Consider the following 23,838-nt stretch of genomic DNA (forward strand, 5'->3'; position numbering starts at 1 on the left):
AAAGAAAGGAGATTGGAAATAATGCGAAAAGTTATTATTGATTGCGATCCCGGTATCGATGATACATTAGCGCTATTGTTTGCATTAAAATCACCAGAAATCGAAGTTGTCGCAATCACCACCGTTTGTGGGAACGTCCCCGTACATTTGGGAACTGAAAATGTCATCCGTTGTTTGGAACGTTGTGACCGTTTAGACATCCCTGTCTATCAAGGTTCTGCAACACCACTCAACACGCCATTTATCAGCGCTCAAGATACTCACGGCATGGACGGTCTAGGGGAAACGAACTTCCCATTAGTAACAGACAAGCAAGCCGAAACGATCCACGCTGTTGATTTTTTAGCGAGTTATTTTGCTGAACAAAAAGATACTTCAGTGATTGCTTTAGGGCCGCTAACAAATGTCGCTTCTGCTTTACAAAAGAATCCACAAATAGGAAAGCACATGGATCGATTTGTTTCGATGGGCGGCACGTATAAAAGCCACGGCAATTGTTCACCAGTAGCAGAATACAATTACTGGTGTGACCCTGATGCCGCAGCTTATGTATTTGAACATCTTGGTCAAATGATCGAGATGGTCGGTTTAGACGTGACACGAGAAATCGTCTTTACACCAACGATCCTAGAATATTGTTGCCAACTTTCGCCCGAAGAAGGCAACTATTTAAAAGCAATCACACGCTTTTACTTTGACTTTCATTGGCAGCAAGAACGCGTCCTAGGTTGTGTCATCAATGACCCTTTGGCAGTTGCATATTTCATCGATGAACAACTGTGCCAAGGATTCACTAGCTATACTGCTGTTGAAACACAAGGCATCAGCCGCGGACAAACCTTGGTTGATCGTTATGATTTTTGGCAGAAAAAACCAAACAGTCTAATCATGACAGATGTCGACACCTCTCTTTTTTTCCGGAAGTTTTTAGCCGTTCTTTTACATGCACAAGAAGAATTGATAAAAAATGATCTGGAAAGATTAAAGATAGGATGAAAAAAGATGACACAAAAGAAAATCACGACAAGAATGATCACAATCATGGCACTAAGTATCGGAATCAACTTTCTCGGTGGAACGATTGCTTTATGGCTCCGTTTACCGATTTATCTTGATTCGATCGGTACGATTTTTGCAGGTGCCTTACTTGGACCAATTCCTGGGATTTTGACAGGATTGAGTAGTAGCTTACTTAGTGGCGTGACGATGGATATGTTCTCTTTGTATTATTCCCCGATACAAATCATCACTGGGTTATTAGCGGGGTTGATTTTACCACAGAAATTACAGGCGCAAGGTTTGAAGAGTAAACTTTCATTATTCGCATGGACGTTTGTCCTTTCAGCGCCTGGAACCATACTATCCTCGATCATCACGATCCAATTATTTGGTGGTATCACTTCATCAGGTTCAAGTACCATTGTCCAACTTCTTTATGGATTAGGACTAAACCAAGCTGTAAGTGTCACGATTGTTCAAGCAGCGACAGATTATTTAGATCGGCTACTATCGGTCCTTGTCGTTTCACTCGTTGTGTTGAAATTACCAAACCAAGTAGTGGCAAAGACAAGAAATCGTTGATGCGTATTTGTACTATAGCTAATCACTAAATGCAAAAACCCGAACGTCGAATCAATTTCTCTCATCTCTATGAGAAGGAATGATCCATCGTTCGGGTATTGTTTGTTATCCAAAAGTTTTTGTCTCTTATTTGACTGAAAGAGACTTTCCTAAATCCAGTATGCTATCGTTCCATCAACAAGGCACTATCCTGGACTTTAATATTTTTTTCTCGATCTTTATACGTAATTGGTCGGATCACTTTACATGGATTTCCCGCAGCAATCACATTTTCTGGTATATCTTTTGTTACGACACTTCCTGCCCCAATGATGCTATTTGCACCAATCGTTACCCCTTGAAGAACATGGACTCCCGCTCCTAACCAAACTTTATCGCCAATATGGATTGGCTTCGCATAAACGACATGATCAGCACGTTCAAATGGATCTTCTGCATGATTGGCTGCATACAAACCAACTCTCGGCCCTACATAAACATCATTTCCGATCGTCACCTCATGACAATCAAGAATGATCATATCATGGTTCAAATAAACATTATTTCCTATAGAAATGTTGAATCCAAACTCACATTGAAAATTCGACTCGATATAGACATTCTCACCCATTGAAGCGAATAGCGCCCGTAAAATGGGGTATTTATAATGATTTTCTGAATTCACGAGAAAATTGTATCTCCTGCATTGTCTCAAGGCATGATTTCGTGCGTGTACTACTTTAGAGTCCATATCATCGTATGGCAACCCTGTATTGGTTATCTGTTTCACATCATCTTCGCTCATCATTCTCCCCCTATTATCTTATTTGCTTACATGTATTATAACAGAGAGTCTATTTTCTATAAGGAAGAGAGATTTGTGAAAGATCGTGACTGTTTTTTTCTAGTAATTGGTTTCTTGAATTCGCTCTATCTCTTTTCGATAGGATTTTGTTAATTCTTGCTCTTTTTCTTCTAATTGTCGTTCATAGTTTTGAGCCGTATGGATCAGGTTACGATCTATTGCCTCCATTTGATGATAGAATTGTCGGTTATCCCAATGATCATTCTTCGACAAATACATGATTTTTTGTACCAATTGACCTGTTTCTTTCCTAAAGTTTACTAACTGATGATCGATTTCTTCTTGTTGACGGTGTATCTGACGTTTGTTTTCATTAAATCGCTCCTCTAAATCTTGTAGTTTACGTTGTTTCTCTACTGTCCCCATTCTTTATCCCCTTTTCACAGGTGTGAGCAATGTTGGTTGTTTCATTTGTTTGACATACTGTTCTGCTGCAACGGCACTTTCCCCTTCTAAAGCGCCTTTCAAAGTAGATGGTAAGACACTATTCGTTTGTTGATACATTCCTTCTGAGATCTCTTTTAAGGATTCGATCGAAGTTAACTTGGCCTGAGCAATACGACTTTCCTTTGCCAGAATCAGCGCTTGTATGGCTACTCGTTCCCGTTCCTTTTGTTCTTGTCCAAGTCTTTCTAGAAATTCTTGCAATTCTCTATCTTCCATGGATAAACTCCTTTCACTTGTTTTTGAACAAAATATTTCCTGCCTGCCTGTCTGTCATACTCTGTAAGATGATTTGCTACTACCGCCAGTTTATTACTAAATTCCTCCAGCTTCTCTTTATATTGTTTCACTTGATTCGTATTTAATGAGGCTTGTCCGCTGTCCCATAAATTATTTTTTTCATATGGGGAAACCATCTCTTGTACTTCCCAATAAGTCAAATAGTTTTTGATTGCTCCCGCACCAGCCAATATTTCTTTTGATATTGCCGTAATCTCATCTTCAAATTCTTTTTGGGCATTTTTAAAGATGATCTCGTACTCTTCGCCTATATTTTTCGCCTTTTGGATGATCGATTGAACTAACTCCGATTGTAAAGTGATTTTTTTAGAACCTGAAGCATTAGAAATTCTTTTATGTAATTCGTTGACCGTCTCGTTCCATTCACTAGCAACTTTTGCTTCCGCAATAATCGTAGCGTATTCTTTTTCAAAATCTTTATACTCTCCAGATAACAATAGTTTTATGACTTCTGTAAAAGATAACCCACCTTCTGGTTTTTCTTTTACTACACGATTCAAATATTTATCGATCAAATGGGAAACCTTGATCCCCGCAGCAAAAATGTAGCCATGTTCCTTTAAATTAGCTTCCTGAAGTGTGCCATCAGGATTTATTTGAAACTGTCCAAAGTCATGGCTAGAGCCGTTTTGATCTTCCATATCAAACGTCGTGTTAAAAGATTTCGGTAGTAAATAGCGAACATTCCCGATTTCATCTACTCCAGGCTTATTTCTATTCAACATGGAAACGATATCAAAAGCATTGACGTAATAATCGATTTTCCCATCCTCTTCCAACTTCTGGATATTTTTTTGTGCCTGTTCAGACATTTTATTGATACTTTCACGCGCATCAGGTCCTTGAAACAAAACCACTTTGTCGATTTTAGCAATATCTTTTTCAGGGAGATTCGCCACAGCCTGAATCGACACCATCGTTCCCAGAGAATGACCTGTGACAGACATTGTAGCATGAGGTGCTTGTGTGGTCATTTCCGTTATCTTCTGGTGCATGGCTTGATTTGCTAATTTTGCTTGCGGAATATAAGCATTTTTTGTTGTAAATGCCTGGTTATTATGCCACCAGTCATTAAGATTCAAATTACTTGAAGAAATACCATCACTGCCTCTAGTAACAAAATAAGTATGCTTAGTCTCTATCGACAACTTAGGCGTATCCGTCACATAATAAGCATTGAATCCAGCTTTTTCATCCGTCAAGAGTCCTTGCTTATATGTGTTTTTTACATAGCTCTGTATTTCATAGCCTCCGTTTACTTTCGGCACTCGGCTGTTTCCTAACTCCTTGACTGTTTTTACGGTGGTGTCGGGTTGGAGGTAGACTGTACTTAAATCATTTCCATGAGCATCTTTTGCATTTGGGAAGTTGAAACGAATAGATTTACCTTTTTCCAAAGCTCTCTTTTCTTTTTTTGTCATGCCATTTACAAAATTATACGTAACTCCAGCATTGTTTCTTCTATTATTGTATGAACTTTGTGCTAAGTTAGCATAAACATTATATGAATTACCTAAGTTAGCCATTATTTAAATTCCTCCAATGCTTCTTCAAAATTATTTGTTGCTATCTCTTCTATTTTAGTAGGTTTTTGTAAATTATTTGGTAACACTTGAATTGCTCCAGCATCTATTTCATTATTATCAATTCCATATAATTCAATATCAACTATATACATCTTTTTGGTGAACGCTCCACTATCTTCTATCCTAAACGATTCCCAATTATATTTGACAATATTTATATTAGCTTTTGAATTTCTCTTTATAATGTACTTTGTTAATTCTTCTTCATGTTCTTTCAAAAAAGCGATTTGTTTTTCTTTTTCTGTCGGTTCCATTATTTTTTTCACTCCTAACGTGCCTAAAAGTACCAAGACAATAGTCAAACTAACTACAATAATTTTTTCCTTTTTCCTCACAAGAACTTCTCCCTTCTGTGGCTGCAACTATAGTAATCATAGTTAGCTAATTTCTTTTTTACTAGACCAAGGTTTTCGCTATGACCACAACCTGTATAAAAGCTTCGCCTAAAATCAGGATATATCTTGATTCTCTATATCAGCTATTAAGTTCCTCATCACTTATTTGTTGTCCATAATGTAAAGTTGACATATCAGGCATATTATTTTGATTTAATTCTATATCCAGTCTGAAATCCATATGTGGATTATGGTTTACAAATCCAAAAATTTGAATTTTTTTGCCAGCCCCACTAGGAAGACTATTTCCGATAACCACTCGATTAACATTATTCCAATCATAATTAATTTCTGTTACTTTTTCACCTTTGTATTGATTAATATATTCTGTCATTTTACTTTCATGCTCTTTCAAAAAAGCAATTTGTTTCTCTCTTTCTGTTGGTTCGCTCATCTTCTTCACTTCTATCGTCATCAAAAGAACTAATAATACACCTATACTTACTAGAATCAGCCACTTTTTCTTTCCCAAATGATTATCCCTCATTCCTTACTCTTCAAATTCTCGGATACTTTTTGTGTAAGTTCTGTCAGCACATCAATACTTTCTAGTATTTTCTATTTGTACTACTCTTTACTCATCTACTTCGTTCATTATTACTATACGTAATTTTTGCCTATTTAAATTAAAATTTACTGGATAAGGCGCATATACGTCGTATACGGTTCGTTTTAGTCTTATACGATCATAGAGAAATGCTTATTTCGTCTAACCTTTTTACAGAGGGAGCAATTATGTTAAGAAAAACAAGCTTAGTAGTTGGTTCTATTGTTCTAGCAATTTTAGGTTTTAGCCCGATGCTATTATCGATCGTTCGAAAAAATAACTCCCACGTGGATATAAAATTAACCCCAAAGTATTATGAGCAGTCAGAAGAGTCTCTGTTTATTTTGGAAAATCAAAAAGAATAAAGCATTGTTTGTTTTATGGACGATACCAGACATGTCTTGGTATTGTCTTTATTGATATGGATGTGTCCTTTACTGTTTGATGTATTACATAGGCTATAATGAAGTTGACCACCTTTTTTTTAACAATAAAAAGCCAGTGTATACATAATAAAACTCACTATATTCATTACTCAAACATCATTCGGAGGTGACCCTTCATGAAAAACCAACTCGCTTTTAAATTTTTACCCAAGTTATGGACTTCTATTTTATATCTTGTGGTGATTGCTATTGGCTCATTCATGTATTTATCAAAGTATTGGAATGTTACGATTTTCACCTCTATCTATCCTGATTTTTATCTTCATATCTCAAACTTTTCAATTAGTTTGATTTTAGGTTTGATTCCATATTTTTGGTTATTGATGGGGATAAAATTCAATTATGTAGTCATCTTTTCTTTACTCTTACTCGTAGTAAATGCACTATGTGAAACTGTCTTTGGATTCATAAACACACCTGATCTTATTGATATGTGTTTTGGCTTTGTTGGTACTGGAATTTCTTTCCTGACATTGTTAATCATTTATACATTCGGACTTTTACCTAATAAAGAAACCACATAATTTTTCAAAAATCATCTGACTGAAATGCAAAACGAGAATCGAAGCCTTAGCTGTCGATTCTCGTTTTCTTATATTTAAGATAAAGTATTACACTTGTGATGATCAACAGAGCAGAAAAAACAAGCAACAAACCGATCACCCAGATATTACTTCCTTGATTGACGATAATCTTGTTTGAACCACCTGTTTGCTCTATCAACCCTTCCAGCTCTTCTTTTGTATAATTAAATTTAGTTACTTTTTCTTTGCCATCAACAGTTAGGATAAACTGATATTCCCCAAACATCAATTCTGCATCACTAACTAACGGTAGATTTAGCTTTGTTTTAGTCATTGGAGTCAATGCAATTGAGCTTTCTTCAATTTCTCCTTCAGAAATGATATCCCCGTTTGGATTGATTACTTTGTACGAGCCGCTTTCCGCAAAAGTTACTGCAGGATCATTGTTGGCTATATAGTAATCAAGCCTTATCGCATCCTGTGAGCTCACAAACTCAAACTCATCATAAGTTTGTTCTTTTTCAGCCTCTATTTCATCCATCTTGAGATGAAATAGGATTACTTTCTCATAGACATGAACGATATCTACAGCATCTTCATGACTTTCTTCACTTAATGTCTGAGAGAAATTCACCCCACCTAAAACTTCTCCATCAAGTTCCTCAGTCACATTGATCAAAATTGCTATCGTTTCACTTTGTTTCGCTTCAACTTTGATTTTCCCGTCTTCTAGTTCGCCATTAGCATCAGTTATCTTCACGTATTTACTAAAGTCATACTTTTCATCTAAAAGGTTTTCTGTATTTTCAACATAAGTGACACTTCCCATCGTTGATATAGCAACCGATGGATAGACAGTAACATCTAAGTCCTTGTCACCTATATTTGTAATCGTAGCAATAAACTCATAGTTCTTATTAAGTTCTGGAGTAAACTGCAGATAGCTATCTCTGATCTCATATTCTTTGGGTTGCACATCCACTAGGATCGATGCAGTATCTTCCTCGGACGCCTCTACTGGTTGTATGTAAAAAAAACATCCCATCAATAAAACGAAAATAAGCGAACAGAAGTCAACTAACTTGTATTCTTTGGCTTGGCTATTTTTTGTCATTATTTCTCCTATTCATTTTCCTATCAAGTATCTTAAATCTCTATATTTTTTCTTGATCATTCTTATTCCTCTTTTTTCACAACAGTAGTTATCCTATCATCATACTTTGTATTTTGATTCATCAGAATGTTTCACTTTTTCCTGATCAAATTGAAAAGAATAAGTATCCTTAGAGATTTTTTTTATTATTTATATTTATTAAATTCATTACTCTAACTTTAAGATAATTCTTGCTTGGACAATCGCGTTTAAATTGTCCCAATGATCCTTATTGTGAATGTCTCTAAAAAAAGCAAAATCTTGGGACTCTTCGTGATACATAATCCCATCAGACACCAAAATATCTGCATCAGTAAAGTCAGAAGTGAAATGAATGATTTTTTTATTAAATATCGTTAGTAATTTACTTTCGATAACTGGTACATATTCCGGATGATGCAACATCGATATAGCAATAGTCACTCTTTCATTGTTTTGGATAGGCAAATAATACGAAAGGATATGTGCTAACTTGTTCGCAAATATTTGTCTATCACCAACTTGAAAATTCCTGTTTTTGACTATTCCCAATAGTAGCTGCTTCACTTCATGGATTCTACTATTGGGACTATTTTGATTAGCCACTCCTTTTAAATTCTCGAAATAAATATTTTTGTATGCCCAACTATTGATGACACTTTCATATAAAATCACATGTTCCACATCGGAATTTATCTTATATTTTTCTGATAATGTTTCGACGACATTCATAGAAAAATCAACGATTTCGTTCTGTCTATGCTCTTTGAATTTTTTGCCTAAGACTATCTTGTCCTGCTTGCTTGTCGTTTCAGGGATGAGAAGTTGTCTACAAAAATAAAAGAATGCAACTTCTTTTTCTCTATCTTCCATGTTTCGAGTTGGTATCAACTTTGTTAGCGAGTTCTCTTCATATAGTTCTTTCATATCAGCGAATAGTTCTATCGCTGTTTTGTCCAAATCTTGTATGATATACCCACGTGACACAGCATTTTCAAGTATTGAGAATAGAATGTCATGCTTTGCTTTTGTTGTCTTCAACCTCTCGTAGTGTCCACCTACTAGGTCAATATTCACTCTTGTTTGGCTATCTGCGAAAACATTATAGGCCATGATTTGTACCAGGTAATGATATGTTCTGATAGACATCTCATTGCCTTCCAAAGAAATTGATTCAAAATTACTATTAATAGTTATTGGTATTTTTTGATAATGAAAGATATCTTTCAGTCGGCTGATCAATTTATAACTATAAGACTTACTAAACATCAACTTTTCGGAAATATCGACTACACGAGTTTTTCGGTGTTTCAAGAGATAGAGCAATAATTGAAAATAAGGTGATTCATTAAAAAACTTTTTTTTCAAATTAACAAATACTTGAAGCAACAGTTCCTGATTAACACCTTCAATTAAACCAATCGTCCCCTTTTCTAGTAAAAAGAAAGATGAAAATGTAAAATTCAATTGTTCGAAGTTTTCTTCGAGTTCAACCAGTAATATTTTCGTTTGATACATCGTTAAGTTTAACCGCTCACTTAATTTATTCAATGACAAATATTTTTCTGTCACTAGAACCGTAAAAAGTTGCAACATTTCGTTTTGTTTTTTTGTTAAGTAACGGCTACTAAACGTATCCATTATATATTCCATTTCTTCTACCAACCTTCATTTTTAGAGGATTCTATACTAAGAAGAATTCATTTAGTCAGAATGTTTCATTTTTTATTTTCAGCGAACTATACCGATGTCTCCTAGTTCAACTTGCATGGCTGTTGTATTGGTCTTGCCTGTACATTTTGACTTGATTACTAAGGTAGTGAAGCTTTGATCATGTATATTTGTCTTTCTACGGAATTATTATCTAAACACCTTCACTTTTTCTAATAAATTTCTATTGATTAAAATTTTCTCTGTTTGCATTACTAGATTCATAAATCTGATGGACCAACCAGCGACAGTAGAAGCTTGCAACTACGCGAAAGAATAAAAGAAGGAACACTGATCAGGCAATCAACAAGAGTAGTTTTCATTGATTGGATCAGCATTTCTTCTTTGAATATTCTATAGGACAGACGGATAGATCTACGTATTCTATATTATGATCCATCGTATTCTGTCAATCTTCGCACACTTAACTCTTTTTATCTGGCAAGCCTTTCACAACTGAAAAAAACTATTTTTTAGTCCGGAGTATTATCCCCAAGGATTATTTACTTCTTGTGCTGTCAAGATGATTTTGGCACTATCATCTCTGTTTGATCGCCATACGTAATCATTTGCATCTAAAATGACATCGAAATCTTTTTCGATCTGTACCGAACTCATTCGCATTACCTGTTGTGCTTGAAGATGTGGGTTTGAAGGTTGAATGTCTAGTCCATTTCCATATTGGTCAAGTTTTGCAAAAATATTCACAAAAACATCCTGTGATTTTGTATTATTTACTGTAGCAGTTGCTTTCAAGACCTTCGTTTGTTTACGCATATCTGAGTTTAAGTCAAAATCAGATAATTTGAAATCGACTTTGTTTGTTGTTCCTTCATTGAAAGTGATATCTAGTTTTCCATCTTGGACTTCAATCGGTATTTGTTTTTCACTGACTGCCTCGGATGCGTTTACTAAGCTTGGGTTACTACCTACTAACAACAAAGTTGATAGCATAACTGTTGTGGATACCTTTTTTTTCATTGTTGGATAGCCTCCGGAATTTAATATTTTTTTCACAAAATCAGTTTACATTAAATTCCCTCATAGGGTTTATCCGAACATTCAACTCTTTTTTTAAAAACAGGATAATCTTTCACCACGTTCTTTGCTACATGATAGAAACTTGTCCGGAAAGATGGACTAGGCTCACTCCTTAACTCTATAAAAGCTCCCTATTTGTCCTTTGATCAGAGTTATTAGACCTTTTAGGCGTGATATTTCGACCAAATCCGTGTCCGGTTATCAAAAAAATTTCCATGAGAACTTATTCTCTTACATTCATCAAAAATCAACTTATTTATATTGGAACCGAACACTATGCGGGTTTTGTTTATATGGCAACATATGGTGATGACGTCAAAAGAGTTGGTGGTTAGCTTGAGGAAGTAAGAGAAGCAAATGATAAAGAAGAAATCCTTCGGAATCGTTCGTCGTTTAGATAATCAATAGACTATAACACACTATATAATAAAAAGAAAGCCCACATAGTTGTCGATCTTCAAGTTTATAGGAGGTACATTCTTGTTCTCAATCGTCTCGTTTTCATCATCCATGATAAAGACGCGATGAATTAAGAACAGCTTGGATAAAGCTAATTAATCGATTTTGTGCCTAATAAAAATATGAGGAATGATGATCTTTATTTATATTCATAAGAATCTATGATTTGTTTTTATCATTCGTTTCTGTAAGTACTAAAAATATTTTTTCTGATTAATCATCTGCCTAAAAAAATACCCCTCTCATGTCATTGACATAAGAAGGGCATTTTTACATTCATTTAATTATTTGTTTTTTAAGTTGTAGAAAGATTTCAAACCTTTGTACTCTGCAACTTCACCAAGTTGGTCTTCGATACGTAATAATTGGTTGTATTTCGCAACACGGTCAGTACGTGATAGAGAACCTGTTTTGATTTGGCCAGCGTTTGTTGCAACTGCGATATCAGAGATTGTTGAATCTTCTGTTTCACCAGAACGATGAGAAACTACTGCAGTGTAACCAGCTTCTTTAGCCATTTCGATTGCTTCGAAAGTTTCTGTCAAAGTACCGATTTGGTTAACTTTGATAAGGATTGAGTTAGCAATTCCTTTTTCGATACCTTCAGCAAGTTTTTCAGTGTTTGTTACGAACAAGTCGTCACCCACTAATTGAACTTTGTCGCCTAGAACTTCTGTCAATTTCTTGAATCCATCCCAGTCGTTTTCGTCTAATCCATCTTCAATAGAGATGATTGGGTATTTAGATACTAATTCTTCGTAGAATTTGATCATTTCGTCAGTTGTTTTTTCGCCTTCGCCTGAATCAGCTAATACGTAAACACCTTTTTCTTTGTCGTAGAATTCTGAAGAAGCAGCGTCCATTGCAAGAACAACGTCTTTACCAGGAACATAGCCAGCTTTTTCGATTGCTTCGATGATTACTTCGAAACCTTCTTCGTTTGAACCAAGGTTAGGAGCGAATCCACCTTCGTCACCAACTGAAGTTGCTAATCCACGAGATTTCAAGATTGCAGCTAATGCATGGAATACTTCCGCACCCATACGTAGTGCTTCTTTGAATGTTGGCGCGCCAACAGGCATGATCATGAATTCTTGGAAGTCGATTGAGTTATCCGCATGTGATCCACCGTTGATGATGTTCATCATTGGAGTTGGTAATACTTTTGTGTTGAATCCGCCTAGGTAGTGGTATAAAGGTACTTCTAGGTAGTCAGCAGCTGCACGAGCAACAGCGATTGAAACACCAAGAATAGCGTTCGCACCTAATTTACCTTTGTTAGGAGTTCCGTCTAAAGCGATCATTGCTTTGTCGATAGCCATTTGGTCACGTACATCGTAGCCAATGATTGCTTCAGCAATGATGTTGTTTACGTTGTCAACAGCTTTGATTACACCTTTACCGCCATAACGAGATTTGTCTCCGTCACGTAATTCAACTGCTTCGTATTCACCAGTTGAAGCACCTGAAGGAACCATTCCACGGCCGAAAGCACCGCTTTCTGTGTATACTTCTACTTCGATTGTTGGGTTACCGCGTGAGTCTAGAATCTCGCGAGCGTAAACATCAGTAATAATTGACATGTTTTGTCTCTCCTTTGAGTTTGGTTTTTTCCTAAGGGATTTCCCTCATATACGATTTTAGTTAATTTTGTGTCTTTGTGCAAACATTTCTTGCATTTTTCACAAATTTTCAATAATTATTTTACAGCATCAAGTAATGCTAAGAATGAATCCGCTTCTAAGCTAGCTCCGCCAACTAATGCGCCATCCACATTTTCTTTTGCCATATACTCAGCAATGTTCTCAGGTTTTACAGAACCACCGTATTGGATACGAACTGCTTCTGATACTTCTTTGCCGTAAAGTTTTTCAACTGTTTGACGTACCACGCCACAGATTTCGTCAGCGATTTCAGCATCTGCTGATTTACCTGTACCGATTGCCCAGATTGGTTCGTAAGCAATAACTAGATTACTTACTTGACCTTCTGTTAAGCCTTCAAGACCAGCAGTGATTTGTCCTTCGATCCACTCAGCAGTTTTGCCTGCTTCATATGTTTCTAATGACTCACCACAGCAAAGAATTGGGATCATACCGTTTGCGAAGATTGCTTTCGCTTTTTTGTTGATATCTTCGTCAGTTTCGTGGAAGTATTCACGACGCTCAGAGTGACCGATGATCACATATTGTACACCTAGATCAGCTAAAGCTGCTGGTGATGTTTCACCAGTGAATGCACCTGAGTTTTCCCAGTAAGAGTTTTGTGCAGCGATTTTCAATTCTGTACCTTCAGCTGAAGCCATTAATTCTTGTAAGAATAATGCAGGAGATCCAATCACTGAATCTACTTTATCATTTGAAGGGATCTTGTTTTTTACTGCTTCTGCAAAAGCTTTTGCTTCAGATGCAGTTTTGTTCATTTTCCAGTTACCAGCGATAATTGGTTTACGCATGATATGCACTCCTATTCAGAATGTAAGAGGACTACAGATTTGAGCAATCTGTAGATGGTCCTCTCACCATTTTATTTATTCGTTGATTTTATGCTTATTTGTCGTTGATTGCAGCTAGTCCAGGTAATTCTTTCCCTTCAAGCAACTCTAAGCTTGCACCGCCACCTGTTGAGATGTGAGTGAATTTGTCTGCAAAACCTAATTGTTCCGCAGCAGCTGCAGAGTCACCGCCACCGATGATCGTTGTAGCATCTTCAAGGTTAGCGATTGCTTCACAAACACCGATCGTACCTTTAGCGAAGTTACTCATTTCGAATACACCCATTGGTCCGTTCCATACAACTGTTTTCGCACCTTGTAATGTATCAGCAAATAATTTAACTGAAGCAGGACCGATGTCTAATGCCATCAAGCCTTCAGGAATATCTCCTTCGATGACTTGTGTTTCTACATCATTTGAAAATTCAGGGGCACAAACGTTGTCGATTGGTAAAACTAATTTGTCGCCTGCTTTTTCGATCAATTCTTTTGCTAAAGCTACTTTATCTGCTTCAACTAAAGAGTTACCGATCTTGATGCCTTTTGCTTCGTAGAATGTGTAAGTCATTCCGCCGCCGATCAAGATTTTGTCTGCTTTAGGAATCAAGTTTTCGATGACACCGATTTTATCTGAAACTTTCGCTCCACCTAAGATCGCGATCATCGGACGTTTTGGTTCTTCAACTGCTTCGCCGATGAACTTGATTTCTTTATCCATCAAGAATCCAGCAACTGTTGGGATACCTGTTGAAGCGATCCCTACGTTTGAAGCATGCGCACGGTGAGCCGTACCAAATGCATCATTGACAAATACATCGCCTAAAGAAGCCCAGTATTTACCTAGGTCAGCATCATTTTTGCTTTCTTTTTTGCCGTCGATGTCTTCAAAACGAGTGTTTTCAAAAACAACTACGTCTCCGTCTTTCATGTCAGCAATTGCTGTTTCTAATTCTGAACCACGAGTTTCAGGAACGAAAGTTACTTCTTTACCTAGCAATTCGCCTAAACGTTTTGCAACTGGTGCCAAAGATTTTCCTTCTTTGTCTTCTTCTGTTTTCACACGTCCAAGGTGAGAGAAAAGAATCGCTTTTCCGCCTTGCTCCAACACATAATTGATTGTTGGTAACGCAGCTTTGATACGTGTATCATCAGTGATGACGCCGTCTTTCAAAGGAACGTTGAAGTCAACACGAACAAGGACTTTTTTATCTTTTAAATCAATATCTTTGACTGTTTTCTTAGCCATTTGATTTCCTCCTAAAATAAACATCTTATCAAAAAAAGCGGAGAAGCGCGATTGCTTCCCCGCTTTTAAGTGTACATGGATATAGGTTACACTTGTACGATTTATCTTATAAGTTAGCGAAGTATTCTAAAGTACGTACTAATTGTGCAGTGTATGACATTTCGTTGTCGTACCAAGCAACAGTTTTAACTAATTGTTTGTCACCAACAGTCATTACTTTTGTTTGAGTAGCATCAAATAATGAACCGTAAGTCATACCAACGATATCTGAAGAAACGATTTCGTCTGTGTTGTAACCGTAAGATTCGTTAGCTGCTTCTTCCATTGCAGCATTTACTTCATCAACTGTTACGTTTTTATCAAGAACTGTAACTAATTCTGTTAATGAACCAGTTGCGATTGGTACACGTTGAGCAGCTCCGTCTAATTTACCGTTCAATTCAGGGATTACTAAACCGATTGCTTTAGCAGCACCTGTTGAGTTAGGAACGATGTTTGCAGCAGCAGCGCGTGCACGGCGGAAGTCACCTTTAGGATGAGGTCCATCAAGAGTCATTTGGTCACCTGTGTAAGCGTGGATAGTTGTCATTAATCCTTCAACAACACCAAATTTGTCATTCAATGTTTTAGCCATAGGAGCTAAACAGTTAGTTGTACATGAAGCACCAGAGATAACTGTTTCTTTACCAGTTAATGTTTCATGGTTTGTGTTGTAAACGATTGTTGGTACATCGTCTCCACCAGGAGCTGAGATAACAACACGTTTAGCACCAGCTGTTAAATGTTTTTCAGCAGCTGATTTTGAAGTGAAGAAACCAGTACATTCTAGAACGATGTCTACGCCTAGTTCGCCCCAAGGTAATTCTTCAGGGTTACGGTTAGCTAATACTTTAACTTCTTTTCCGTTTACGTTAAATGAACCTTCGTGAACTTCAACTGTTCCGTTGAAACGTCCTTGAGTTGTATCGTATTTTAACAAGTGTGCCAACATTTTAGCATCTGTCAAATCGTTGATTGCTACTACTTCGATTCCATCTACATCTTGGATACGACGGAACGCTAGACGTCCAATACGTCCAAAACCATTAATACCTACTTTAACTGTCATTTAAGATTTCCTCCTTATGAAAATCAAAAAAATATTTATTTTAAAGGGATACCCCTTTTAAAATCTCATTAGCAGCGGCTTCATCTGTGATGAGCCACGTTTGTTTTGGTGCATTATTCATATACGCTCGAATTGCTTTGGCTTTGGCTTTCCCTCCTGCAACCGCAAGAATGATCGGGACTTTAGCTAAGTCTTTTAATTCGATGCCGATTCGTGGGACTTTATAAACGACTTCTCCTTTTTCATTGAAGAAATAGCCAAAAGATTCCGCAACGGCATTGGCTTGTTTCAACATCAGCAATTCTTCTTCATTCATCTTTCGTCGCGCTGCCATATGCAACGCCCGTCCAATACTATGAATAACACAATTTGCCTGACTTATCAAGTTTAAAACTTCTTGTATAGACGGCTCATTGAGTAATGAATTGTAAGTAGCCAAGCTTAATTGTTCCGGCACATATAGTGCTCGGTGTTTTCCATTTGCCTTTGTAGCCATTCTAGCACTGACTGAGTTCGCTTGTACAGTAATCGCCTCACCGATCCCACCTCGCGCAGGAACAAACAAATTATGGCGCTTGCTGTTTTCTAAGCTAGTCAATTGCTCTGCAACGATCGCCATCGTCGTTCCTCCCATGACTGCGATGATATTATCACCTTCAGGAAGTAGTAGATTCAGTGATTCGTCTAAGGCTTCGCCAAAAGCATCTGCTACTTTTGGTTGTTGTTCACTGTTTCCAGAAACAACGATACAGCGCTGGTTTCCAAAATACTCAGATAGTTTCATTTCAATCTGATGCATTCCTAAAAGTTGGTCCATAAAGCCTTCGAGGCTTTGATAGACTTCCTCTCCTTTCTTCGTCAGCGTCATACCACTTTTAGAGGCGTTGATCAGTTCAAGTTGTTTGAGCAGATCCGTTTCTGTTCGTAAGACACGTTCGGTCATGCCCATGCTTTCCGATAAACTACGACGACCAATTGGCTGCATCCAGTAAATATTGCGCAAAATCTTATAGCGTTCTTGCAAAACATCCATGATGTCTGGCGCAACAGCTTCAATCAGTTTCAATTCATCTAACATAGCGATCTCCTTAGTTGGACATTTTTCGTCCAATGTAGACTCAAAACGACCCATGTGATCTAAAAAAATAAATCGGACTTTCCAACTTGCACGTTTTCTACTAGGAAAATCTCAACCTCACATGACATAGTCTAACAGTTTTGTCCGTATTTATCAACAAAAAAAGACTAGAAAAATGTTTAAGATTCTTCCAGTCTTTCATTCAATTATCTATCATACCGTTTTCTTTTCGATGAACTAGGGATTCCTAACAAGTCACGATATTTGGCGACTGTTCGTCGAGAAATCGAAATTTTGTCATTTTTCAGTAGTTCTACTAATTTTTGGTCAGATAATGGTTTGCTTTTATCTTCCGCATCCACTAGTTCTTGGACTTTTTTCTTTGCGGTATCTGCTGATAGGTCTTCAGTACTCTCTGCATTTGTAGGTTGGAGTCTCGTCGTAAAGAACTTTTTCAATTCGAAGACACCAAAATCGGTTTCAAGATACTTGCCATTGACTGCTCGACTGACCGTTGATTCGTGGACGTCGATTTCTTCTGCGACTTCTTTTAAGGTCAATGGGCGGATCGGTCGTGCGACATTTGTAAAGAATTCTTTTTGCCGAGAAACAATGATTTGCGCCACGCGCATGATCGTATCACCGCGTTGCAAAATCGTTTTTTGCAGCCATTCAAATTCTTGTTTTCGTTCGTTCAAATAGGCTTGAGTCTCTTTATCTGCTTTTTTTTGCATCTGTTGAAAATAGGCTTCTTGAAAACGTACATTCGGCTGGTTGCCTCGATTTGAGATGACTTGGACTTCTTCACCTATTACGACAACTTTGACATCGGGAATGATATACAAACCGCTACTATGGTCAAAGACTCGTCCAGGACTTGGACTAAGGGTTTGGATATAGTCAAAGATCCGTTGTACATCGCTTAATGGAATCGCAAAATGTTGGGCGATCTCTTTCCATTTGCGTTCGACTAATTGATCAAACCATTCTTCCAAGACGATGTAAGCCAATTCGGGCGCATAATCGTCTCTTTCGGTTTGTAACATCAAACATTCTTGTAAACTTCGCGCCCCAACACCTGCTGGCTCTAACTGCTGGATCAGCGTCAATGCGTCAAGCATTTGGATCGGTGTCGCATTCGTTTGTTGGATGGCGTCTTCTAAAGAAATAGTCAAAAAACCATTCAGGTCGATATATTCGATCAAATATAAAATCAACTTACGTAAGAAAGTATCTCGGTAATTCAAATGGACTTGTTCGATCAATGATTCAAAAAGTGAGCCTGTTGTATCAGGAATTTGATTCAAGTAGCTCATCTCTTCTCCCTCATAACTGGCATTACGTTTTTGGTAATCGGGTTGCCAATCCGGTTCGATCACTTCTACTAAGGGGTTTTCCAACGCCTGATTTTCAACAAAAGCCAGTAGCTCTTCGCTGTTATACTGCAAGACTTGGATGGACTGTTGGAGCTGTTGTGTCATGGCAAGTTTTTGTGTTTGTTGTTGTTTTTGTGAAAAATTTTGTTCAAATTTCATTTTTTTGTCCATTCCCCTTGTAATTTATTTTTGATTTCGATACAATTGTTGCAGTGCTTGCGTCCTTAGTGTAGTGGATATCACGTAAGATTCCGGTTCTTGAGACGGGGGTTCGATTCCCTCAGGACGCGTCTATTGTTATCTTAGCATATTTGTGAAGATTTTGCTTTCAAATTTCTAAGAAAAAAAGCGGTTTTCCTATCTAGGAAAACTGCTTTTTTTGATTTCTTCATGGGATTTCAAAAAGTAAACCAATCTTCTATGTAACTATAGTAGAAATGATTCGTTAAAGGTCTAGGAGTATAGCGCTCTGTCACACCCTCACCTTGACGAAGCGTTAAACCGTTTCTTAAAGTGGCTGTTTTTTGATCATAAAAATCGCCATTGATGAGATAAAATATTCGGTTAGGGTCCTCTAAATAAGCAAATACATCCCCTGTAAAATGTTTTTCCAATCCTTGATCAGCGGATTTCAACTGAACGGATAAAATTGACTTGATTGCTCGGAAATTTCCACTTTCGCTCGTTTCACAGTATAACAATAAATTTGGTTGGTATACTCTGTTGACAGTTATGTTTTGAGAAAAGATACGGTAGATTGCCCCATTATGTATTGCGCTTTGCACCATTTGCTCAGTATAGCCGAGCTGTTTTTTAGCTTCTTCTTCGGTTAGTTGATATTCTCTCGAAATGACACGAAGCAGTTGCTGAAAGTCCAACTTACTGGACATTGTACGATATGTATTTTCTTCATTTTTCGTTGAAAGATTCAAAGAGGTTTGCTCTTTTGGTGATGAATGGACCAAGAGAAACAACCCAAATAAAATCACAAGAAAACCGATTACTTTTATTCGTATTGACTTTTTCATTGATTACTCCTATTTATTTGTTATTCTTCTGTCTATAATCATAATAAGAAATAGCCAATGAAGCAAAGAGTTTTTATAAAAAACAATCGTTTTTTATTTTCCGACTTGATTCTATAACCTGTTTCCTCAAGAAGTCACTACAGCAGTGTTTGACCACGAGAAATAAAGCACCATCCACGAAAATTATTTTTCAAATTTTGGTGGACGGCGACTTATTTTTCGAAGAGTTACTTCTGTTTCCGCGGTTTATTCGATTTTAAATGGTGCGAAAGGATTATTGTCCCACTCTCTTTCATTTTTTATCAATCATAAGGAACATAATCTTCGTAACTTTCTTCGTTGTTCAAGGCTTCATTTTCAATAAAATAGTTCATACAGCCCATCAATTCCGAACTCATTGGTCCGTTTAAAGATAAATCATGACGTTCAATCATTTCCCGGTATTCATCTGCACTGATCACCGCACCGGTTTTCAAGCTTTTGTATTGCTTCGGTGTTTCCTCCACTTCTTGATCCAACTTTGAAAAATCTGTTTCTTTGTATGTCACGAAATAGCCATGAGAAAGTTTCCGTTCGACTACTTCATTGCATTCAGGACAGCGGATCGGCATTTCTTTTTCTCGATGCTTCACAATGTGACGTACTTCATTATAATAGAATTTGGTCTGACAATTGGGACATTTTAATTGATCATCTAACATATCGATCGTCTCCTTTTATATTTGATTGTCATGTCTCAGTTTCACTTTCATCATACTCTTTTTTACAACAAATGAAAAAAGATTCGCTGACATCACCTAATGCTTTTCTCTGAAACATTTCTATAAACCACAAAAATATGCCTTCATCCTTAAGGAGAAACACTTTTGGTTTCTAGTTGACGTTCTGCCTTACTCTCTAGGACTTTTTCTTTTATTCTAATACAAAAAACTGCAAGGCTACTTTTACAAGTAACTTGCAGTTTTTTGTGATTTCTCTTACTTATTCTTCTGGGAAATCTTCGTCTTCAAATTCTTCGTCTTCTTCGTCATCGTCTTCGATAATGCTTAGATCTTCTTCGATGTTTCCTGGGATTTCTTCTTCGTCGTCTCCAGTATCTGCACCAATTTCTTGTAAGTCTGAATTGTATGCAGCGATTTCTTCATCATCGTCATCTTCATCTTCAAAAAGATCATCATCGTCTTCGTCAGACAGATCAGTATCTTCTGGGTCATCATCGTTATAATCGATGGCATCTTCGTCATCATTGATAAAGGCATTGACTTTTTTGCGTTTACGACGACGTGGTGTATCCTCGTCTTCTTCGTCGATTCCATGGTTGACTTCTTCATCGATCGAATCGATGGCATACCATGAACGCAAGCCCCAACGATTGTCGCCTAATGAAATAAAGCTACCGTCGATATTTAAGTCAGTATAAAATTGTGCGAGTGAATCACGAATGTCACTATCTGATTTGCCAAGATATGTTTGAATCTCATTTGCTAAATCAGAAAAGTCCATCACATCACCACGCTGCTCTAAGATCGCGTGTGCGACTTCGATCATTGATAATTCGTTTTTATTTGCACCTTCAAATACACTAATTTCCAATCAGGACACGTCCTTTCACAGTCTACTCCTTATCATACAAAATCACAGGTAAAAAATCAAACGTTTCTTTGCTATTTATGCAGTAAAATCTAAGACCATCTCATATTCGCCTATTTTTTCGACACCCATGAACAAATCGTAATCGATCATGACTTTGCCAGCCGTTGGACGATCTTTTAGACTGACATGTAGTTCTTTTGTGTATGTGTCGACTTGGATCATTCCATAAGGCGTGCGGTAATGGGTTTCTAGACGCTCCCGATAGGCAAATTTTAGACGCATACGCATTTCACCAGCACGGATCAATTGCACGTGACCATCTGGCATGATCTTGATTGTGACAGGAATTTCTTCTTGTCCTTCTTGGATCTCTTTATAGCGTATGTATAAGGTATCGCCAATTTTGACCATTTGTCCTTTCAGATCAAAATAAAAATCTTGTTGCTCTCCTTGTTGTTTCACTTTTGTACGTAATTGTATCGAAATCGGTAATCCAGATCGTTCCATTTGACATTCTCCTTTTCTCATAGCTACATTGTTCCCACTTTCCACTGATTTGTCAACCGACAGGTATAGAGAACAGATAACTTTTTTCATCTCTTCTTTCTTATTTTGGAGTATAATGAAGAAAGAAGGAGTGATACTCCTGTATATTAGAATGAGTTGAGGTTGTAACAATCGCTGCTCAAGCAGATTTAAATAGGAGTTGAGTACATGACGTCCATCATTTTGGATCAAGAAGTCTACCAAACAAATGATTTTTCTCCGTTTGCTTTAACGGATATTTTAACAGAGTATGCCAAAAAAAATCAACAAACTTTTCTACATTTTTGGCAATATGAACAGACGATCATCCTCGGTATGAAGGATACCCGAACCCCTTTTTTATCTGAAGGGATCAAGGTCATCCAAGATGCGGGATTTACACCGGTGATCCGCAATGCTGGTGGACTAGGTATCGTTTCAGACCAAGGGATTTTGAATATCTCGTTGATTTTCCCACAAGAAGATGAGAACAAGATCTCGATCGATGAAGGATATGAACAGATGCTCGCTCTTACTCGTCAGGCTTTTCCTGTTTATGCAGACAAAATAGAAGCCTATGAAATCAAAGATTCTTATTGTCCTGGTACCTACGATCTCAGTATCAATGGTAAAAAATTTGCCGGGATCGCACAACGACGGATCAAAAACGGGATCTCTGTGATGATGTATCTGAGCGTGAATGGGGATCAAGAAAAACGAGGCGAACTGATGCGACAGTTTTATCAACAAGCATTGAAAGAACAATTCGGTACAAACGGCTATCCTGCGGTGGCACCTACAAGCATGGCGACACTAGAAAAGTTATTCGATACACCGTTGACCGTTGCTCAAGTAAAAGATTCATTTATCCAAGCGTTCACTACATCTTATCCAACAAGTATTTCTATGGGGTCTGACATTTGGCAAGAAGCGAATGTTTCGCCAGATGAATGGCACGGACAAATTGAACGTATGACCCAACGAAATGCACTAAAGGAGCTGGCTTATGACAACACCTTATAAATACAAACTATTACCAATGGAAAAAGTCTTTAGAGATCCAGTGCATAACTACATCCACGTGCAACATCAAGTGATTTTAGACTTGATCAATTCGAAAGAAGTCCAGCGATTACGACGGATCAAACAACTCGGTACTTCGTCATTTACTTTCCATGGCGCAGAGCATAGCCGTTTCACTCATTCACTCGGTGTATACGAAATCTCCCGACGCATCTGTGACATTTTTTCAAGAAATTTCTCCATTGAAAAAATCGGTCCTTCTGGTTGGGATGATCGGGAACGTCTCGTGACTTTATGTGCCGCCTTACTCCATGATATTGGCCATGGGCCTTATTCACATACCTTTGAACATATTTTCCAGACCAATCATGAAGCAATCACTGTAGAGATCATTACTTCGCCAGAAACGGAAGTCTATCAGATTTTGAATCGTGTCGAAGAAGGTTTTCCTGAGAAAGTGGCTAGTGTGATCCAAAAAACATATCCAAATCCACAAGTCGTCCAAATGATCTCTAGCCAAATCGATGCCGATCGTATGGATTACCTTTTACGTGATGCCTACTTTACAGGTACAGAATATGGAACGTTCGATCTGACAAGGATTTTGCGTGTGATTCGCCCCTATCAAGGTGGAATCGCTTTTTCCATGAATGGGATGCACGCAGTAGAAGATTATATCGTCAGTCGCTATCAGATGTATGTTCAAGTATACTTTCATCCAGTTTCTCGAGGAATGGAAGTCGTCTTGGAGCATCTATTGCATCGTGCCCATGAACTTTATCACCAAGATGATGATAGTTTTGCACGTTATTCACAGTTACTGTTGCCATTTTTAGATGGCACATTTAGTTTAGATGAGTACTTAAAGCTGGATGATGGCGTCTTGAATACGTGTTTCAGTCAATGGACGGATTCATCTGATCCAATCCTTAGTGACTTAGCCAAACGCTTCTTAAATCGTAAACCATTGAAATCAGCGATGTTTTCTGGTGATCGTCACTCACCACTGATTGCTGAATTGACCTCTTTGGTCGAAAAAGTGGGCTACAATCCAAACTATTATACAGCCATCAATTCAAGCTATGACCTGCCTTATGATTTTTACCGTCCAGAAGAAGGCAGACATCGCACACAAATTGAAATCTTGCGAAATGACGGAACTTTGGTAGAATTATCAGAGGTCAGTCAATTAGTTGCTGCACTCGCAGGGCAAGAACAAGGAGATGAACGCTTCTTCTTTCCGAAAGAAATGGTCGATCCTACCTTGCGTAATCACTATGATCTTTTTGATGAAACCTACCAAGAATTTGCGCGTCATATCCATAATGGCGCATTGATTGAAGAAATAAACTAACTAA

25 protein-coding genes and 1 tRNA gene are annotated in these 23,838 nt (G+C 37.5%); 7 read left to right on the top strand and 19 right to left on the bottom strand.

The window, feature by feature from the left end; translation table 11 throughout:
• Nucleotides 1–21 precede the first annotated feature (21 nt).
• Together HZ311_RS03180 and HZ311_RS03185 are read left to right on the top strand one after the other, a co-directional pair.
• On the top strand, nt 22–996 hold the full coding sequence (locus HZ311_RS03180; RefSeq protein WP_010734878.1) for a nucleoside hydrolase: 975 nt from the start codon (nt 22–24) through the stop codon (nt 994–996).
• A 6-nt stretch (nt 997–1,002) separates the two neighbouring features.
• Nucleotides 1,003–1,581, top strand: a complete 579-nt coding sequence (locus HZ311_RS03185) for an ECF transporter S component (RefSeq protein ID WP_023520040.1) — start codon at nt 1,003–1,005, stop codon at nt 1,579–1,581.
• Between the two features lie 163 nt (nt 1,582–1,744).
• Here HZ311_RS03185 and HZ311_RS03190 read toward each other — a convergent pair whose 3' ends face one another.
• From HZ311_RS03190 to HZ311_RS03215, 6 genes are all read right to left on the bottom strand, one after another.
• Nucleotides 1,745–2,365: a sugar O-acetyltransferase gene (locus HZ311_RS03190; RefSeq protein ID WP_010734876.1), complete on the bottom strand. Its 621-nt coding sequence runs from the start codon at nt 2,363–2,365 to the stop codon at nt 1,745–1,747.
• Nucleotides 2,366–2,464: 99 nt separating this feature from the next.
• The gene (locus HZ311_RS03195; RefSeq protein ID WP_178946470.1) at nt 2,465–2,791 is read right to left on the bottom strand and encodes a hypothetical protein; all 327 of its coding nucleotides are present in this window, start codon (nt 2,789–2,791) and stop codon (nt 2,465–2,467) included.
• A gap of 3 nt (nt 2,792–2,794) precedes the next feature.
• A complete protein-coding gene (locus HZ311_RS03200) occupies nt 2,795–3,088 on the bottom strand; it encodes a hypothetical protein (RefSeq protein WP_023520042.1) in 294 nt (97 codons plus the stop codon).
• On the bottom strand, nt 3,058–4,695 hold the full coding sequence (locus HZ311_RS03205) for a cutinase family protein (protein WP_137072626.1): 1,638 nt from the start codon (nt 4,693–4,695) through the stop codon (nt 3,058–3,060). Before HZ311_RS03205 ends, HZ311_RS03200 begins: the two co-directional genes overlap by 31 nt.
• Nucleotides 4,695–5,090 carry a hypothetical protein gene (locus HZ311_RS03210; protein WP_010734872.1) on the bottom strand — a complete coding sequence of 132 codons (396 nt, stop codon included), beginning with the start codon at nt 5,088–5,090 and terminating at the stop codon, nt 4,695–4,697. The genes HZ311_RS03205 and HZ311_RS03210 overlap by 1 nt, the downstream gene beginning before the upstream one ends.
• Nucleotides 5,091–5,229: 139 nt before the next feature.
• Complete coding sequence (locus tag HZ311_RS03215; RefSeq protein WP_224434139.1) at nt 5,230–5,622, bottom strand: hypothetical protein; 393 nt, start codon at nt 5,620–5,622, stop codon at nt 5,230–5,232.
• 263 nt (nt 5,623–5,885) lie between these two features.
• Here HZ311_RS03215 and HZ311_RS03220 point away from each other — a divergent pair, with 263 nt between their 5' ends.
• Both HZ311_RS03220 and HZ311_RS03225 read left to right on the top strand, forming a co-directional pair.
• Nucleotides 5,886–6,062 carry a hypothetical protein gene (locus HZ311_RS03220; protein WP_010734870.1) on the top strand — a complete coding sequence of 59 codons (177 nt, stop codon included), beginning with the start codon at nt 5,886–5,888 and terminating at the stop codon, nt 6,060–6,062.
• 197 nt (nt 6,063–6,259) lie between these two features.
• Entirely contained in the window at nt 6,260–6,667 is a 408-nt protein-coding gene (locus HZ311_RS03225; protein WP_023520046.1) for a hypothetical protein, read from the top strand.
• Between the two features lie 46 nt (nt 6,668–6,713).
• On the opposite strand, the gene HZ311_RS03230 is transcribed toward HZ311_RS03225, so the two are convergent.
• From HZ311_RS03230 to rpoN, 9 genes are all read right to left on the bottom strand, one after another.
• Nucleotides 6,714–7,781, bottom strand: a complete 1,068-nt coding sequence (locus HZ311_RS03230; RefSeq protein WP_023520047.1) for a WxL protein peptidoglycan domain-containing protein — start codon at nt 7,779–7,781, stop codon at nt 6,714–6,716.
• Between the two features lie 207 nt (nt 7,782–7,988).
• Nucleotides 7,989–9,452, bottom strand: coding sequence for a helix-turn-helix domain-containing protein (locus HZ311_RS03235; protein ID WP_137073085.1), 1,464 nt, complete (start codon nt 9,450–9,452; stop codon nt 7,989–7,991).
• A 543-nt stretch (nt 9,453–9,995) separates the two neighbouring features.
• On the bottom strand, nt 9,996–10,490 hold the full coding sequence (locus HZ311_RS03240; RefSeq protein WP_019723101.1) for a hypothetical protein: 495 nt from the start codon (nt 10,488–10,490) through the stop codon (nt 9,996–9,998).
• Nucleotides 10,491–11,293: 803 nt separating this feature from the next.
• A complete protein-coding gene (gene eno / locus HZ311_RS03245; protein WP_010734865.1) occupies nt 11,294–12,592 on the bottom strand; it encodes a phosphopyruvate hydratase in 1,299 nt (432 codons plus the stop codon).
• Nucleotides 12,593–12,708: 116 nt separating this feature from the next.
• On the bottom strand, nt 12,709–13,464 hold the full coding sequence (tpiA, locus tag HZ311_RS03250) for a triose-phosphate isomerase (protein WP_010734864.1): 756 nt from the start codon (nt 13,462–13,464) through the stop codon (nt 12,709–12,711).
• A gap of 94 nt (nt 13,465–13,558) precedes the next feature.
• Nucleotides 13,559–14,749: a phosphoglycerate kinase gene (locus HZ311_RS03255; RefSeq protein ID WP_010734863.1), complete on the bottom strand. Its 1,191-nt coding sequence runs from the start codon at nt 14,747–14,749 to the stop codon at nt 13,559–13,561.
• A gap of 106 nt (nt 14,750–14,855) precedes the next feature.
• The gene (gap, locus tag HZ311_RS03260) at nt 14,856–15,857 is read right to left on the bottom strand and encodes a type I glyceraldehyde-3-phosphate dehydrogenase (RefSeq protein WP_010734862.1); all 1,002 of its coding nucleotides are present in this window, start codon (nt 15,855–15,857) and stop codon (nt 14,856–14,858) included.
• A 40-nt stretch (nt 15,858–15,897) separates the two neighbouring features.
• Nucleotides 15,898–16,989, bottom strand: coding sequence for a sugar-binding transcriptional regulator (locus HZ311_RS03265; protein WP_171844984.1), 1,092 nt, complete (start codon nt 16,987–16,989; stop codon nt 15,898–15,900).
• Between the two features lie 152 nt (nt 16,990–17,141).
• Nucleotides 17,142–18,470, bottom strand: a complete 1,329-nt coding sequence (gene rpoN, locus HZ311_RS03270; RefSeq protein ID WP_023520049.1) for an RNA polymerase factor sigma-54 — start codon at nt 18,468–18,470, stop codon at nt 17,142–17,144.
• A 59-nt stretch (nt 18,471–18,529) separates the two neighbouring features.
• On the opposite strand from rpoN, the gene HZ311_RS03275 reads away from it, so the two are divergent.
• Nucleotides 18,530–18,601 (top strand) — tRNA-Arg (locus tag HZ311_RS03275).
• Nucleotides 18,602–18,709: 108 nt separating this feature from the next.
• On the opposite strand, the gene HZ311_RS03280 is transcribed toward HZ311_RS03275, so the two are convergent.
• From HZ311_RS03280 to HZ311_RS03295, 4 genes are all read right to left on the bottom strand, one after another.
• Nucleotides 18,710–19,339 (bottom strand): hypothetical protein, encoded by a 630-nt coding sequence (locus HZ311_RS03280; RefSeq protein WP_023520050.1) that lies wholly within the window; start codon nt 19,337–19,339, stop codon nt 18,710–18,712.
• Nucleotides 19,340–19,641: 302 nt separating this feature from the next.
• Entirely contained in the window at nt 19,642–20,040 is a 399-nt protein-coding gene (locus tag HZ311_RS03285; protein WP_178946471.1) for a hypothetical protein, read from the bottom strand.
• 280 nt (nt 20,041–20,320) lie between these two features.
• Entirely contained in the window at nt 20,321–20,932 is a 612-nt protein-coding gene (rpoE, locus tag HZ311_RS03290; RefSeq protein WP_019723160.1) for a DNA-directed RNA polymerase subunit delta, read from the bottom strand.
• Nucleotides 20,933–21,007: 75 nt separating this feature from the next.
• Nucleotides 21,008–21,439 (bottom strand): YwiB family protein, encoded by a 432-nt coding sequence (locus tag HZ311_RS03295; RefSeq protein WP_010734856.1) that lies wholly within the window; start codon nt 21,437–21,439, stop codon nt 21,008–21,010.
• A gap of 207 nt (nt 21,440–21,646) precedes the next feature.
• Between HZ311_RS03295 and HZ311_RS03300 the strand changes: the two genes are divergently transcribed.
• Together HZ311_RS03300 and HZ311_RS03305 are read left to right on the top strand one after the other, a co-directional pair.
• Entirely contained in the window at nt 21,647–22,480 is an 834-nt protein-coding gene (locus tag HZ311_RS03300; protein ID WP_023520051.1) for a lipoate--protein ligase family protein, read from the top strand.
• On the top strand, nt 22,464–23,834 hold the full coding sequence (locus HZ311_RS03305; protein WP_023520052.1) for an HD domain-containing protein: 1,371 nt from the start codon (nt 22,464–22,466) through the stop codon (nt 23,832–23,834). Before HZ311_RS03300 ends, HZ311_RS03305 begins: the two co-directional genes overlap by 17 nt.
• Nucleotides 23,835–23,838: the final 4 nt, after the last annotated feature.

The organism is Enterococcus mundtii (assembly GCF_013394305.1).
GTDB lineage: Bacteria > Bacillota > Bacilli > Lactobacillales > Enterococcaceae > Enterococcus_B > Enterococcus_B pernyi.